This is a genomic window from Faecalibacterium sp. Marseille-Q4137, assembly GCF_017377535.1.
In the GTDB taxonomy this organism is placed as follows: domain Bacteria; phylum Bacillota; class Clostridia; order Oscillospirales; family Ruminococcaceae; genus Faecalibacterium; species Faecalibacterium duncaniae.
Map to the genome: position 1 here is coordinate 1 of NZ_JAFREK010000001.1, position 13,786 is coordinate 13,786.

Consider the following 13,786-nt stretch of genomic DNA (forward strand, 5'->3'; position numbering starts at 1 on the left):
GGGACAGCTTGCCCACTCCCATGCCGATGGCACCGGACGAGACGAGGATGACCTCGTGCCCTGCGTTCTTCAGGTCGCTCAGCACCTTGACCAGATCCTCTGTGTGGCGGATGTTCAGCCGCCCGGTGGAGTGTGCCAGCGTGGAGGTGCCCACTTTGACGACGATGCGCATAAACTTAACCCTTTCCCATTTCCTTTGTCTTGTCGTAGGCGGCGATCACCGCATCGGTCACCGCGCCGCGGAAACCGTGCTCTTCCAGCACGCGCACGCCCTGAATGGTGCTGCCGCCGGGGCTGCACACCGCGTCCTTGAGCTCACCGGGGTGTTTTCCGCTCTCCAGCACCAGCTTGGCGCTGCCCAATACCATCTGGGCTGCGTATTCCTGTGCCTTGGCCCGGGGCAGGCCGCAGGCCACGCCGCCGTCGGCCAGCGCTTCAATGAACTGATACACCCAGGCCGGGCCGCAGCCGGAAACGCTGCTTGCCGCATCGATCAGGGCCTCGGGCACAGCGTCCAGCCGCCCGGCGGGTGCCATCAGCTTCAGAAACTCCTGCTCCTCCTCCGCTGTCACATTGGCGGAGCAATATTGGATCATGCCTGCCCCCACCGAAGCCGGGGTGTTGGGCATGATGCGGATCACGGGGTAATCTTCCCCCGCCATCTCCTGGATGCGCGCGATGGAAAGCCCTGCCGCCATGCTGCAAAGGATGAAGCGGCTCGGCCGCTCGTTCAGGGTGAACTTAAGCGGAGCCAGCAGAGCCTCCATCATCTGGGGCTTGACCGCCAGAAAAATCAGGTCGGAGCGGCCCGCCACTTCGGCGTTCGTGGTGGTGTTGCAGCCCAGCTCTGCGGCCAGCGCCTCTGCCTTGGCGGCAGTGCGGTTGGCAAGATAAACATTTTGTGGGTCGGCAGCCTTGCAGACGGCCCGCGCAATGGCACCGCCCATGTTCCCACAGCCTAAAAATCCGATGGTCTTGATCATACTTGCTTTCCCTTCCTTTCTCACTCAGAAAGAAATAAATAAATGGAACGCACATTCGTTCCACTCCATCCATTGTAAGCATCCGGAGCCAGAAAATCAAGAGGAACCTCCCGGAAACCCGGCAAAAAGGCGGCGGGACGGCTGCAAAATGGAGAAGAACGTGAAAAAAATATCAAAATGAGAGATTTTGAACTTGCAAAACGGGGGGCATTTGCGTTATAGTATAAAGGAAGTATTCTTACTTCTCTGGCCCCATAGGGCGGCTACCACGGTCGGCGGCACAGTGTGTGCCGCTGGGAAAGGATGGATCTCGTGTCGCAAACTACAAAAAGGGCGTTGGAGGCATCGCTGAAAAAGCTGCTGCTTCAAAAGCCGCTGAATAAGATCACCATCAATGATATCACCGAGGACTGCGGCGTGAACCGTATGACCTTCTACTACCACTTCAAGGACATCTACGACCTCGTGGACTGGATCATGGTCGAGGATGCCGCCAAGGCGCTGGAGGGCAGACAGAGCTTTGAGAACTGGACAGATGCCTTTCTGGATATCCTGCATCAGGTGCAGGACAACAAGGTTCTGGTGATGAATGTTTACCGCTCCGTGAGCCGTGAGCAGTTGGAACAGTACTTATATAAACTGCTGGACTCCATGCTGCGGGACTTTGTGGACCGCAGTGCGCAGGGCTTTACCGTGCAGGATTCCGACAAGCAGTTCATCATCGACTTTTACAAATACGCGCTGGTGGGCATGGCACTGGAATGGATCCGCAGGGATATGAAGGAGGACCCCGTCCGGATGACCGAGCGGCTGAATGTTCTGCTTCATGGCGAGCTTGAGCGGGCGCTCCGCCGCTTCCGCACCGACCGCAGCCCCGCAGATCTTGACGACTGACAATATTTTATCAATCCGGGCACCGTGATGGGTTTTCCATCACGGTGCTTTTTCTGTTTATGGCTTTCCGTTTGACAAAATGTTACAGTATGATCAGCGCAAAATGAAAGGTGAAAACCTGGAAACCACAGCAAACGGAGGGAATAAAATGTATTATTCCAGCGGGAACTATGAGGCCTTTGTGCGCCCGAAAAAGCCTGTGGGAGTGGATCGGAAATCGGCCTATCTCGTGGGCACCGGTCTGGCGGCGCTGACAGCTGCCTGCTACCTGGTCCGTGACGGTCAGATGAAAGGGGAGCATATCCATCTCTTTGAAAAGGGGGCCATCCCCGGCGGTGCCTGTGATGGCTGCCAGTACCCCGGCATCGGTTATGTGATGCGGGGCGGCCGGGAGATGGATGACCATTTTGAAGTCATGTGGGATCTGTTCCGTTCCATCCCGTCGCTTGAGACCGAGGGCGCAAGCGTGCTGGATGAGTACTATTGGCTGAACAAGGCAGACCCCAACTACTCGCTCTGCCGCGCCACGGAAAACCGGGGGCAGAACGCCCACACCGATGGGAAGTTCGGCCTTTCGGATCAGGGCTGCATGGAACTCATTAAGCTCTTTTTTACCCCGGATGAGCAGCTCTATGATAAGCGCATCACCGATGTCTTTGACGCGGAGGTGTTCTCTTCCAACTTCTGGCTTTACTGGCGCACCATGTTCGCCTTTGAGAACTGGCACAGCGCACTGGAAATGAAGCTCTATCTGAAGCGCTACATCCACCATGTGGGCGGTCTGCCTGATCTGCGGGCACTGCGCTTTACCCGGTACAACCAGTACGAGAGCATGATCCTGCCCATGATCCGCTATCTGGAAGGGCATGGCGTGCGCTTCCACTACAACACCAAGGTGACCAACATTGAGTTTGAGCTGACCGGGGGCAAAAAGCAGGCCAGGACCATCTGCCTGCTGGTGGACGATGAAGCGGAACGGGTGGACCTGACCGAGAATGATCTGGTGTTCATCACCAACGGCGGCTGCGTGGAAAGCACTTCCATCGGCTCCCAGGATCAGCCTGCAGTGTTCAACCCCACCCTCCGGCCCGGCAACGGCTGGGATCTGTGGAAGAAGATCGCCGCGCAGGATGAGGCCTTTGGCCGCCCGGAGAAGTTCTGCTCCGATCCGGAGCAGACCAACTGGATGAGCGCCACGGTCACCACGCTGGACGAACGCATCGTGCCCTACATCCAGAACATCTGCCAGCGTGACCCGTTCAGCGGCAGGACTGTCACGGGCGGCATCGTCACGGCGCGGGATTCCGGCTGGCTGCTCAGCTGGACGTTCAACCGTCAGCCCCAGTTCCGGGATCAGCCCAAGGGTCAGCTCGTGGGCTGGATCTACGGCCTGTTCAGCAACACGCCCGGCGACTACATCAAAAAGCCCATGCGGGATTGCACCGGCAAAGAGATCTGCATGGAGTGGCTGTATCATCTGGGGGTCCCCGAAAACCAGATCGAGGACCTGGCGGAGCACAGTGCCAACACCGTGCCCGTAATGATGCCCTATATCACAGCTTTCTTCATGCCCCGCGCGGCAGGCGATCGCCCGGCGGTGGTGCCGGAGGGCGCAGTGAACTTTGCCTTCATCGGCCAGTTTGCCGAGACAAAGCGGGATACCATCTTCACCACCGAGTATTCCATGCGCACCGGCATGGAAGCCGTGTACACCCTGCTGGATATCGACCGGGGCGTGCCGGAGGTCTGGGGCAGCACCTACGATGTCCGCGATTTGCTGAACGCCGCTGTTCAGCTGCGGGATGGCAAACCCCTGAGTGATCTGAAAATGAACTGGATCAAAAAATTTGCACTGGGAAAAGCGGTAGAAAAGGTACAGGACACCGACCTGGGCCGTCTGCTGCTGGAGTATAAGATCATCTGAGCGCCGGGAATTCAGCCCGGCAGGCAGGGAAGAGAGCCCTGTAAAATTCTATTGAATCTGGAGGAAATAAAAATGAATACCGCATTTGATTCTCTGACGCACAAAATGCAGCGTGCTGCACTGGGCAAGACTGTGGATCTCGTGCTTTCTCATGCCGAGAAGGACCCCGCCAAGACGGTTGGACAGATCGTAGATCTTTCAAAGCAGTTCTACGGCGATTCCTTCAGCGAGGAGACCTACACACACGCCAAGCAGACCCTGACTGACCCCAACAGCAAGTGGTCGAAGCTCATCAACTGTATGCTGAACCAGCTGGACCCCAACGTGGCCCGCACCACGGCCCTGAACCTGGGCTATGAGGCCTTCTTCCGCGGTACCAAGACCATCCGCGAGAATCGTGTCAAATATCAGTGCAACATTCCCTGGCTGATCCTGTTTGACCCCACCTCTGCCTGCAATATGCACTGCGTGGGCTGCTGGGCCGGTGAGTACGGCCACAAGAACAACCTGAGCTTTGACGATATGGATAAGATCGTCACCGAGGGCAAGGAGCTGGGCGTTTATCTGTACATGCTCACCGGCGGTGAGCCGCTGGTGCGCAAGGCTGATATCCTCAAGCTGGCCGAGAAGCACAACGATGTGCAGTTTGCCATCTATACCAACTCCACCCTGATCGATGAGCCGTTCTGCAAAGAAGTGGTCCGCCTGGGCAATATTGCGTTTATGCTGTCCATTGAGGGCACCCCGGAGACCAACGATGCCCGCCGCGGCGAGGGTCACTATGCTGCCGTTATGCGCGCGATGGATCTGCTCAAGGAGCACGGCATCCTGTTCGGCACCTCCATCTGCTACACCCGCGACAACATCGAAGCCGTTACCAGCGATGAGTTCATGCGTTTCCTCTGCGATAAGGGTGCACACTTCGGCTTCTACTTCCACTACATGCCCGTGGGCAACGAGGCAGCGCCTGAACTGATGCCCTCTCCCGAGCAGCGCAAGTACATGATCCAGCGCATCCGCTATCTGCGCAGTGAAGCCTGCGATATCCCGTTCTACCCCATGGACTTCCAGAACGATGGCGAGTTCGTGGGCGGCTGCATTGCCGGCGGCCGCAACTACTTCCACATCAACTCGGCTGGTGACGCTGAACCCTGCGTGTTCATCCACTACTCCAATGCCAACATCCATGACAGCAGCATCCTGGAGATCCTGCAGAGTCCGCTGTTCATGGCCTACCACAACGGCCAGCCCTTCAATAAGAACCATCTGCGCCCCTGCCCCATGCTGGAAAACCCCGAGCTGCTGCGCAAGATGGTTCACGAGACCGGTGCCCACAGCACCGACCTCCAGAGTCCGGAAAGCGTCGATCATCTGTGCGACAAGTGCAAGAGCTACGCAGCCAATTGGCAGCCGACCGCCGACGAGATCTGGTCCCATACCAAGATCCGCGAGAGCCGTTACGAGAACTATAAGGATTGGAAGCCCAATCAGCAGTGATTTGCAGGCATAAGCCCTTGAAATAGAAAAATTTCCCTCCCGATGTGCTGAGACGGCATAGGGGAGGGAAATTTTTTTGTGTAAAGCAGAAGTTGCTTATGATTTATGGCTCTCTTTAAGTGCCTTCAGGATACAAATTCCCATAGCCAAAACAGGAAACAGCACCCTGAGCGCTAGAAATCCTTGCGGGTCTCCAAAATCGATGTTTACGTCTGCAAATAGCCCAACGAACCATGCCGCTAAAGTAGAAATGATCGCGATCGTGTAAGTCATTTGTCAAACCTCCGTGAATTATATCTCGGTTGTGTTTTTGCCCCGTACAAACATACCGGCAATTGTGATTAAAAGACCTGCGGCTCCACCAACAAAAGCAAAAATATTACTTATAGATAAGGCAATCCCAGCCAGAATAACGGCGATACCCAATAACATGATTTTAATACCCATTAAATCGTTCTCCTTTGTATACGTTCTTATGGTACGGCATGGCTAAAAAATACCCCGCATCGGAAGTGCTCTGATGCGGGGGCAGGGAAGGTTTACTAGTTTTCGGCAGGTTGCGGTGCAGCGGGCTGTGCCGGATCACTCGTCGTCGGGGTCACCGAAGGCATCGTGATAGAGGTTTACCATGCCGGATTCGTCGTTGCGATTCAGGCCGTGGAACACCAGCTTTTTGATGACATCATAGATGACTGCGAAGAGCGGCACGCCGATGATCATGCCCACAAAGCCCCACAGGCCGCCGAACAGCAGGATGGCGAACAGCACCCAGAAGCTGGAAAGGCCGGTGGTGTTGCCCAGGATCTTGGGTCCGATGATGTTGCCGTCCACCTGCTGCAGCACCAGAACGAACAGCACGAACCAGAGCGCCTTGATGGGGTTCTGGATCAGGATGAGCAGGGTGGCGGGAATGGCACCGATGAAGGGGCCGAAGAAGGGGATAACATTGGTCACGCCGATAATGACCGACACCAGCAGGGCACTGGGGAACTTGAAGATCAGGCAGGCAATATAGCACAGCACGCCGATGATGGCGGAATCCAGGATCTTGCCGTTGATGAAGCCGCCGAACATCCGGTCAGCGTAACGGACTTCCTCCATGATGAGGTCGGCCCAGCGGGGCTTGACCAAACTATAAAGGATGAGCTTGCCCTGCTGCCCGAATTTCTTCCGGCTGGCCAGCAGATACACCGAAACGATGAGGCCGATAATGAAATTTTTGATCCAGGTCACCACATTCACCACGCCTACAGCGGCACCGCTGAGGATGTTCTGCATGGAGGGGAGCAGGGTGTTTTTGATCCAGGCATCCAGGTTGGCATCCAGGCTGTCGTAAGAGTTCTCGATGAAGTCCAGCAGCTTTTTGTTGTTGGCAATGAACTCCTGCTTGGAGATCCACTCCACAAAGTCGCCGATGTTGTCCCGTGCCGTGTAGTACAGGGCGGTCACGCTGTTGATGAGCTGCGGCACGATCATCATGATCAGCGCGTAGATCAGCAGCAGACCGAACAGGATGGTCAGAGCAACGGCCAGCATGTTGGCAAAGCGGTGCATCCTTTCCGGGAACAGCTTGTGGAGAAATGCTTCAAGCCAGTTGCACACCGGCTTGAGCAGATAGGCAATGACACTGCCGTAGATAAAGGGCATCAGGATGCCTGTCAGGGTCGAAACGGCATTGCCGAAGCCCTGAAAGCGGTAGATCAGGAAAAAGAAGAGGATGCTCAGGCTGATCGCGCCAAAGCCTGCGAACATTCCGTAGAGATAGGGTTTGATATGCGGTTTTTTGTCCATCATGTCATAGAAACTCCATTCCTGCCGCAGACAGCAGGATTCCCTGCGGCAATGTCAGCGCTTGTTGCTCCTGCGCCAGATGTGCAGCTTTTCGGCTTCGGCGATCAGCTCGTCCCGGAAATCGGGGTGTGCCACGCTGATCAGTGCTTCTGCCTTTTCCCAGCTGGTCAGTCCCTTCAGGTTCACACAGCCGTACTCGGTGCACAGGTAGTGCACGTTTGCGCGGGTGTCGGTGACGATGCTGCCGTTTTCCAGGGTAGGACGGATGCGGCTTTCCAGCTTGCCGGTCTTTTTATTCATAAAGGTAGAGGACAGGCAGATGAAGCTCTTGCCGCCGTTGGAAAGGTATGCGCCCAGAACAAAGTCCAGCTGACCGCCTGCACCGGAAATGTGCTTGATGCCTGCACTCTCCGCGTTCACCTGACCGAACAGGTCAATATCCACCGCATTGTTGATGGAGATGAAGTTGTCGATGGCGGAGATGCTGCGGATGTCATTGGTGTACTCCACGGGAGCGGCCATGCACTCCGGGTTGTCGTTCAGGTAATCGTACATCTTCTGGGTACCGGCACCAAAGGCATAGACCTGACGGCCCTTGTCCAGATTTTTGTGGCGGCCGGTGATCTTGCCGGCCTTTGCAATATCCACAAAGGCATCCACATACATCTCGGTGTGCACGCCCAGATCCTTCAGGTCGCTCTGCGCGATCAGGTTGCCGATGGCGTTGGGCATACCGCCGATGCCCAGCTGCAGGCAGGCACCGTCGGGGATCTGCGGGACGATGAGGTTTGCCACCTTCAGATCGACCTCGGTGGCGGCACCGGCAGCGGCCATCTGGCCGATGGGCGGGTTGCTGCCCTCCACAACACCGGCAACCTGAGAGATGTGCACCCAGTTCTCGGTGCCGCCCAGGCATTTGGGCATGTTCCGGTTGACCTCAACGATGATCTTCTTGGCCTTATCGCAGACGGCACCCAGGTGGGAAGCACAGGGGCCAAAGTTGAAATAGCCGTGCTCGTCCATGGGGGTCACCTGGAACACCGCCACATCCACGGGGTCAGAGCTGTCGCGATAGTAGCGGGGCAGTTCAGAGTAGCGGATGGGGGAGTAGAAGGAAAAGCCCTGGGCAATGGCCTTGCGCTCAATGCCACCCATGTGCCAGCTGTTCCAGGTCATGTGGGCAGCGGGATCCTCGATCTGGAAGATGGCGGGCACCCACATCAGGATGCCGCCGCGGAAGTTGACATCCTCCAGCTCAGGCAGACGCTTTGCAATGGCAGCGTCCACTGCAACGGGGGTGTTCACGGCCCAGCCGTAATCCACCCAGTCGCCGCTTTTGACCAACGCGGCAGCCTGGTCAGCTGTCATTTTCTTCTGCGCATACAATTCCGTAAAATCCATTATAAACCATCCTCTCTTACAATAACATAAAGGAATTGTAAATTCCAACTTAGTTATATCATTAACAAACGGGAGAATCAATACTTTCCCGGCAAAAAACAGGGCTGAATGCAATATGACTAAAAATCTTAGCTTTTTGTAGAGATTCTTTGGTGCACAAAAAATAAATTTTACACAAAAAATACTTGATAAAATTTTGACGATGTGCTTTACTTATAGCGTAGCAGGATGCAGCGTGGCACTGCGGGTAAGATTGTTTAAAAATTAACGATGCACCGTAGCAGAAGAAAAGAACATCTTGCACAGCAAACTGGAAAGTGCTATCATGTCAGAACCAATGCGCTTTTCAAAGGCGCGCAAGGAGGACAAAACCGATGGCAACTGCAGTTTACCCCGGGTCGTTCGATCCGGTCACACGAGGTCATCTCGATATCATCAAGCGCGCGGCAAAGATCAACGATCATCTGATCGTGGCCGTGCTCATCAACAGTGCAAAGCACCCATTGTTCACCGTGGAGGAGCGGGTGGCCCTGCTGCAGGAATGCTGCAAGGGGATCCCCAATGTCACGGTGGAGAGCTTCGACGGCCTGACCGTGGAGTTCGCCAAGAAGCGCCACGCTTCGGTCATGGTGCGGGGCCTGCGGGCGGTAACGGATTTTGAAAACGAGATCCAGCTGGCGCAGACCAATCATGCGCTGATGCCCGGCATCGAGACCATGTTCCTTGCAACCAGCATCAAGTGGAGCTATCTTTCCTCTACCATTGTAAAGGAAGCCGCCCGCTACGGCAGCAGCATCTCCAAGTTCGTTACTCCGAATGTGGAAGCCGCCGTGGAGCAGAAGATGGCTGAGCTGCGCAGCAGGGGAGAGAACGTCTGACCCCATTCCTTATGCAAGAAACGCTTCGGCGTTTTGATAAAACAGTCTTTCTTAAATCACAACATACACAATCAGGAGGCTATTCACATGAAAAAGATCGTTATCGCATCTGCATGCCGTACCGCCATTGGTAAGTTCGGTGGCACCCTTGCCAACGTCCCCGCTGCTGAGCTGGGCTCCATCGTCATCAAGGAGGCTCTGAACCGCGCAAACGTCAAGCCTGAGCAGGTCGATCATGTTTACATGGGCTGCGTGATCCAGGCTGGTCTGGGCCAGAACGTTGCCCGTCAGGCTTCCCTGAAGGCTGGCCTGCCCATCGAGACCCCCGCTGTCACCGTCAACGTGGTCTGCGGTTCCGGTCTGAACTGCGTGAACATGGCTGCTCAGATGATCGAGGCAGGCGATGCTGATATCGTGGTCGCAGGCGGCATGGAGAACATGGACATGGCTCCCTTTGCAATGATGAAGGGCCGTTACGGCTACCGCATGGGCGCTCCCATGGGCAAGAGCGAGCTGGTCGATACCATGGTCAACGATGCTCTGTGGGATGCCACCGGTTTCAACAAGCACATGGGCATGACCGCTGAGAATGTCTGCACCAACGAGACCTTCCAGAAGAAGTACGGCTACAGCCCCATCACCCGCGAGATGCTGGATGAGTTCTCCTACAACAGCCAGGTCAAGGCTGACAAGGCCATCAAGGACGGCGCTTTCAAGGATGAGATCGTTCCTGTTGTCATCAAGGGCAAGAAGGGCGACACCGTGTTTGATACCGATGAAGGCCCCCGTCTGACCCCGGTCGAGAAGCTGGCAACCCTGAAGCCCGCTTTCACCAAGGACGGCATCGTGACCGCAGGCAACTCTTCCGCCATCAACGACGGCGCTGCTGCTCTGGTCATTATGAGCGAGGAAAAGGCCAAGGAGCTGGGCGTTGAGCCTCTGGCAACCTGGGTTGCTGGCGCTCTGGCCGGTGTTGAGCCTGAGGTCATGGGTCTGGGCCCCATCGCAGCAACCAAGAAGGTCATGGCAAAGACTGGCCTGACTGTTGCTGATATGGACCTGATTGAGGCCAACGAGGCATTTGCTGCACAGTCTGTGGCTGTCAGCCAGGCTCTGAACTTCGATATGAGCAAGGTGAACGTCAACGGCGGCGCCATCGCTCTGGGCCACCCGGTCGGCGCTTCCGGCGCTCGTATCCTGGTCACTCTGCTGTACGCTATGAAGCACCGTGGTGCTCACAAGGGTCTGGCTACCCTGTGCATCGGCGGCGGCATGGGCTGCGCTACCATCGTTGAGATGTAAGCTCCCCCTTTGGAATTGAATTGAATGACAGCCCGCGCCCCGGCTCAGACCGGAGACTCTGCCGGGGCGCGGGAGCTGTTTTGAAACACTGAGAATCTGAATTGGAGGTTTTCACAATGGCTTTTGTAAAAACCGAGGTGCAGGGCGCTGTCGAGATCATCACCATCGACCGTCCCAAGGCACTGAATGCCCTGAACCCTGAGGTTCTGGCAGACCTGAAGGCAGCTTTTGAGGCTGTCGATCAGGAGACCATCCGCTGCATCGTCCTGACCGGCGAAGGCGACAAGAGCTTCGTTGCAGGCGCTGATATCGGCTCCATGAGCACCATGACCAAGGCAGAGGGTGAGGCCTTCGGCAAGCTGGGCAATGACGTGTTCCTGATGATCGAGAGCTTCCCCATCCCCGTCATTGCAGCCGTCAACGGCTTTGCACTGGGCGGCGGCAATGAGCTGGCCATGAGCTGCGACATCCGCATCTGCTCTGACAACGCCGTGTTTGGTCAGCCCGAAGTTGGTCTGGGCATCACCCCGGGCTTCGGCGGCACCCAGCGTCTGGCACGTCTGGTCGGCATGGGCATGGCAAAGCAGCTGGTCTACTCTGCCCTGAACATCAAGGCAGACGAGGCTTACCGCATTGGTCTGGTCAACGCCGTGTATCCGCAGGCTGAACTGATGGAGAACGTACTGAAGCTGGCCGGCAAGATCGCCAAAAACGCTCCCATTGCAGTGCGCAACTGCAAGAAGGCCATCAACGGTGGCATCAGCCTGCCCATTGAGAAGGCTGTGGAAGTTGAGGAGAAGCTGTTCGGTGCTTGCTTCGAGACCCACGATCAGCAGGAGGGCATGGCCTGCTTCCTGAGCCGTGAGAAACCGAAGCCCAAGGCAGTGTTCACCAACAACTAATCCGTTACATAATTTTTGATATTAAAGGAGAGATTTCCTATGAAGATCGGTGTTATCGGCGCTGGCACTATGGGCCAGGGCATCGCAAAGGCATTTGCACAGGTTGAGGGCAACACCGTTGCTCTGTGCGACATCAAGCAGGAGTGGGCTGAGAACGGCCTGGCAAAGATCAAGAAGGGCTACGAGAAGCTGGTTGCTAAGGGCAAGATCCCCCAGGAAAAGGCTGACGCGATCGTTGCAGCCATCACCCCGGGCCTGAAGGAAAATCTGTGCGCAGACTGCGACCTGATCGTTGAGGCTGCTTTTGAGGATATGAAGGTCAAGCAGACCACTTTCGGCGAGCTGGATAAGATCTGCAAGCCCGAGTGCATCTTCGCTTCCAACACTTCCTCCCTGTCCATCACCGAGATCGGCAAGGGCCTGAGCCGTCCTCTGGTCGGTATGCACTTCTTCAACCCCGCTGACCGCATGAAGCTGATCGAGGTCATCGCCGGCTGCAACACCCCCGCAGAGACCGTTGAGAAGATCAAGGAGATCTCCGTGGCCATCGGCAAGAATCCTGTTCAGGTTAACGAGGCTGCAGGCTTTGTGGTCAACCGCATCCTGATCCCCATGATCAACGAGGCTGCCTTCATCAAGATGGAGGGCGTTTCTGATATCGCAGGCATCGACACCGCTATGAAGCTGGGTGCCAACCACCCCATGGGACCCCTGGAGCTGGGCGACTTCATCGGCCTGGATATCTGCCTGGCCATCATGGATGTCCTGTACCATGAGACCGGCGACAGCAAGTATCGCGCCTGCCCGCTGATCCGCAAGATGGTCCGCGGCGGCAACCTGGGCTGCAAGACCGGCAAGGGCTTCTACGTTTACAACGCAGACCGCACCAAGACCCCTGTTGACCAGCTGTAATTTCTGATAAACATTTCTCCCGGCCGTGGGGAAAGCGGTCGGGAGGAATTTGTTTGCAACCGGGAAGGGGAGAACCCCGACCCCGGGAGATAAAAAACACCCGTTAGGAGGATATAGCGATGGATTTTACTCTGTCCAAGCAGCAGCAGATGGTGCAGAAGATGTACCGCGAGTTTGCTGAAAACGAAGTCAAGCCCCTGGCTAAGAAGGTTGATGCAGAAGAGTACTTCCCCAAAGAGACCGTCGAGAAGATGGGCAAGCTGGGCATGATGGGCATTTACTTCCCCACCTCTGTCGGCGGTGCAGGCGGCGATGTGCTGTCCTACGTCATGGCAGTGGAGGAGTTGAGCAAGGTCTGTGGCACCACCGGTGTCATCGTCTCCGCTCACACCAGCCTGTGTGCTGCTCCTATTTATGAGAACGGTACCCCCGAGCAGAAGGCAAAGTACCTGCCCAAGCTCTGCAGCGGCGAGTGGCTGGGCGCTTTCGGCCTGACCGAGCCGGGTGCTGGTACCGATGCACAGGGTCAGCAGACCATTGCCAAGGAAGAGGATGACTGCTGGGTCCTGAATGGCTCCAAGATCTTCATCACCAACGCCGGTTTCGCTGATGTCTTTATCGTCATCGCTGTCACCGACCACGTTCTGGATAAGAAGGGCCGCCCCACCAAGCTGTGCTCTGCCTTCATCGTTGAGCGCACCGATCCGGGCTTCTCCGTCGGTAAGGCTGAGGATAAGATGGGCATCCGTGGTTCTTCCACCTGCGAGCTGATCTTCGAGGATTGCCGTATCCCGAAGGATCGTATGCTGGGCGTGCGCGGCAAGGGCTTCCAGCTGGCCATGGCTACCCTGGACGGCGGCCGTATCGGCATCGCTTCTCAGGCTCTGGGCATTGCCGAGGGCGCTCTGGAGGAGACCGTTGCCTACGTCAAGGAGCGCAAGCAGTTTGGCCGCAGCATCTCCGCATTCCAGAACACCCAGTTCGAGCTGGCTGAGATGAAGGCCCGCGTTGAGGCTGCCAAGTATCTGGTCTACGCTGCCGCTCTGAAGAAGCAGCAGGCCATGGACGGCGCAAAGGTCCGTTACAGCGTGGAGGCTGCTCAGGCTAAGCTGATCGCAGCCCGCACCGCAAGCGATGTGACCCGCCGCTGCCTGCAGCTGTTCGGCGGTTACGGCTACACCCGTGACTACCCCATCGAGCGCATGATGCGTGATGCCAAGATCACTGAGATCTACGAGGGCACCAGCGAAGTGCAGATGATGGTCATTTCCGGCGCTCTGCTGAAGTAAGGGAGGTAAGATT

The 13,786-nt window shown here is 56.4% G+C and carries 13 protein-coding genes and 1 pseudogene; 8 read left to right on the plus strand and 6 right to left on the minus strand.

Going from position 1 to position 13,786, the window contains the following annotated elements; translation table 11 throughout:
* Together J3353_RS00005 and proC are read right to left on the minus strand one after the other, a co-directional pair.
* Nucleotides 1-172, minus strand: a pseudogene (locus tag J3353_RS00005) (glutamate 5-kinase); the annotation flags it as partial.
* A gap of 4 nt (nt 173-176) precedes the next feature.
* Nucleotides 177-983: a pyrroline-5-carboxylate reductase gene (gene proC / locus J3353_RS00010; RefSeq protein WP_097772215.1), complete on the minus strand. Its 807-nt coding sequence runs from the start codon at nt 981-983 to the stop codon at nt 177-179.
* 303 nt (nt 984-1,286) lie between these two features.
* Between proC and J3353_RS00015 the strand changes: the two genes are divergently transcribed.
* The 3 genes from J3353_RS00015 to J3353_RS00025 all read left to right on the plus strand — a co-directional run bounded on the left by J3353_RS00015 (nt 1,287) and on the right by J3353_RS00025 (nt 5,298).
* Nucleotides 1,287-1,877, plus strand: a complete 591-nt coding sequence (locus tag J3353_RS00015; protein ID WP_242700784.1) for a TetR-like C-terminal domain-containing protein — start codon at nt 1,287-1,289, stop codon at nt 1,875-1,877.
* 148 nt (nt 1,878-2,025) lie between these two features.
* Nucleotides 2,026-3,801 (plus strand): oleate hydratase, encoded by a 1,776-nt coding sequence (locus J3353_RS00020; protein ID WP_207683812.1) that lies wholly within the window; start codon nt 2,026-2,028, stop codon nt 3,799-3,801.
* Nucleotides 3,802-3,873: 72 nt separating this feature from the next.
* On the plus strand, nt 3,874-5,298 hold the full coding sequence (locus J3353_RS00025) for a radical SAM protein (protein WP_207683813.1): 1,425 nt from the start codon (nt 3,874-3,876) through the stop codon (nt 5,296-5,298).
* A 96-nt stretch (nt 5,299-5,394) separates the two neighbouring features.
* Here J3353_RS00025 and J3353_RS00030 read toward each other — a convergent pair whose 3' ends face one another.
* The 4 genes from J3353_RS00030 to J3353_RS00045 all read right to left on the minus strand — a co-directional run bounded on the left by J3353_RS00030 (nt 5,395) and on the right by J3353_RS00045 (nt 8,490).
* A complete protein-coding gene (locus J3353_RS00030) occupies nt 5,395-5,571 on the minus strand; it encodes a hypothetical protein (RefSeq protein ID WP_181967159.1) in 177 nt (58 codons plus the stop codon).
* Nucleotides 5,572-5,589: 18 nt separating this feature from the next.
* Nucleotides 5,590-5,745, minus strand: a complete 156-nt coding sequence (locus J3353_RS00035; RefSeq protein WP_181966815.1) for a hypothetical protein — start codon at nt 5,743-5,745, stop codon at nt 5,590-5,592.
* Between the two features lie 135 nt (nt 5,746-5,880).
* Entirely contained in the window at nt 5,881-7,092 is a 1,212-nt protein-coding gene (locus tag J3353_RS00040) for an AI-2E family transporter (RefSeq protein ID WP_117476805.1), read from the minus strand.
* A gap of 51 nt (nt 7,093-7,143) precedes the next feature.
* A complete protein-coding gene (locus tag J3353_RS00045; RefSeq protein WP_005932736.1) occupies nt 7,144-8,490 on the minus strand; it encodes a butyryl-CoA:acetate CoA-transferase in 1,347 nt (448 codons plus the stop codon).
* 374 nt (nt 8,491-8,864) lie between these two features.
* Between J3353_RS00045 and coaD the strand changes: the two genes are divergently transcribed.
* From coaD to J3353_RS00070, 5 genes are all read left to right on the plus strand, one after another.
* Nucleotides 8,865-9,368, plus strand: coding sequence for a pantetheine-phosphate adenylyltransferase (gene coaD, locus J3353_RS00050; protein WP_005932740.1), 504 nt, complete (start codon nt 8,865-8,867; stop codon nt 9,366-9,368).
* Nucleotides 9,369-9,455: 87 nt separating this feature from the next.
* The gene (locus J3353_RS00055) at nt 9,456-10,670 is read left to right on the plus strand and encodes an acetyl-CoA C-acetyltransferase (protein ID WP_005932742.1); all 1,215 of its coding nucleotides are present in this window, start codon (nt 9,456-9,458) and stop codon (nt 10,668-10,670) included.
* A 116-nt stretch (nt 10,671-10,786) separates the two neighbouring features.
* Nucleotides 10,787-11,572 (plus strand): enoyl-CoA hydratase-related protein, encoded by a 786-nt coding sequence (locus J3353_RS00060; protein ID WP_098922489.1) that lies wholly within the window; start codon nt 10,787-10,789, stop codon nt 11,570-11,572.
* A gap of 39 nt (nt 11,573-11,611) precedes the next feature.
* The gene (locus J3353_RS00065) at nt 11,612-12,484 is read left to right on the plus strand and encodes a 3-hydroxyacyl-CoA dehydrogenase family protein (protein WP_005932746.1); all 873 of its coding nucleotides are present in this window, start codon (nt 11,612-11,614) and stop codon (nt 12,482-12,484) included.
* A 119-nt stretch (nt 12,485-12,603) separates the two neighbouring features.
* Nucleotides 12,604-13,773, plus strand: coding sequence for an acyl-CoA dehydrogenase (locus J3353_RS00070; protein WP_154276263.1), 1,170 nt, complete (start codon nt 12,604-12,606; stop codon nt 13,771-13,773).
* The last annotated feature ends 13 nt before the right edge of the window (nt 13,774-13,786 follow it).

Bases quoted from the DNA above. Each gene is read 5' to 3' on its own strand.
- proC (WP_097772215.1), bottom strand. From the start codon at position 983: ATGATCAAGACCATCGGATTTTTAGGCTGTGGGAACATGGGCGGTGCC.
- J3353_RS00015 (WP_242700784.1), top strand. From the start codon at position 1,287: ATGGATCTCGTGTCGCAAACTACAAAAAGGGCGTTGGAGGCATCGCTG.
- J3353_RS00020 (WP_207683812.1), top strand. From the start codon at position 2,026: ATGTATTATTCCAGCGGGAACTATGAGGCCTTTGTGCGCCCGAAAAAG.
- J3353_RS00025 (WP_207683813.1), top strand. From the start codon at position 3,874: ATGAATACCGCATTTGATTCTCTGACGCACAAAATGCAGCGTGCTGCA.
- J3353_RS00030 (WP_181967159.1), bottom strand. From the start codon at position 5,571: ATGACTTACACGATCGCGATCATTTCTACTTTAGCGGCATGGTTCGTT.
- J3353_RS00035 (WP_181966815.1), bottom strand. From the start codon at position 5,745: ATGGGTATTAAAATCATGTTATTGGGTATCGCCGTTATTCTGGCTGGG.
- J3353_RS00040 (WP_117476805.1), bottom strand. From the start codon at position 7,092: ATGATGGACAAAAAACCGCATATCAAACCCTATCTCTACGGAATGTTC.
- J3353_RS00045 (WP_005932736.1), bottom strand. From the start codon at position 8,490: ATGGATTTTACGGAATTGTATGCGCAGAAGAAAATGACAGCTGACCAG.
- coaD (WP_005932740.1), top strand. From the start codon at position 8,865: ATGGCAACTGCAGTTTACCCCGGGTCGTTCGATCCGGTCACACGAGGT.
- J3353_RS00055 (WP_005932742.1), top strand. From the start codon at position 9,456: ATGAAAAAGATCGTTATCGCATCTGCATGCCGTACCGCCATTGGTAAG.
- J3353_RS00060 (WP_098922489.1), top strand. From the start codon at position 10,787: ATGGCTTTTGTAAAAACCGAGGTGCAGGGCGCTGTCGAGATCATCACC.
- J3353_RS00065 (WP_005932746.1), top strand. From the start codon at position 11,612: ATGAAGATCGGTGTTATCGGCGCTGGCACTATGGGCCAGGGCATCGCA.
- J3353_RS00070 (WP_154276263.1), top strand. From the start codon at position 12,604: ATGGATTTTACTCTGTCCAAGCAGCAGCAGATGGTGCAGAAGATGTAC.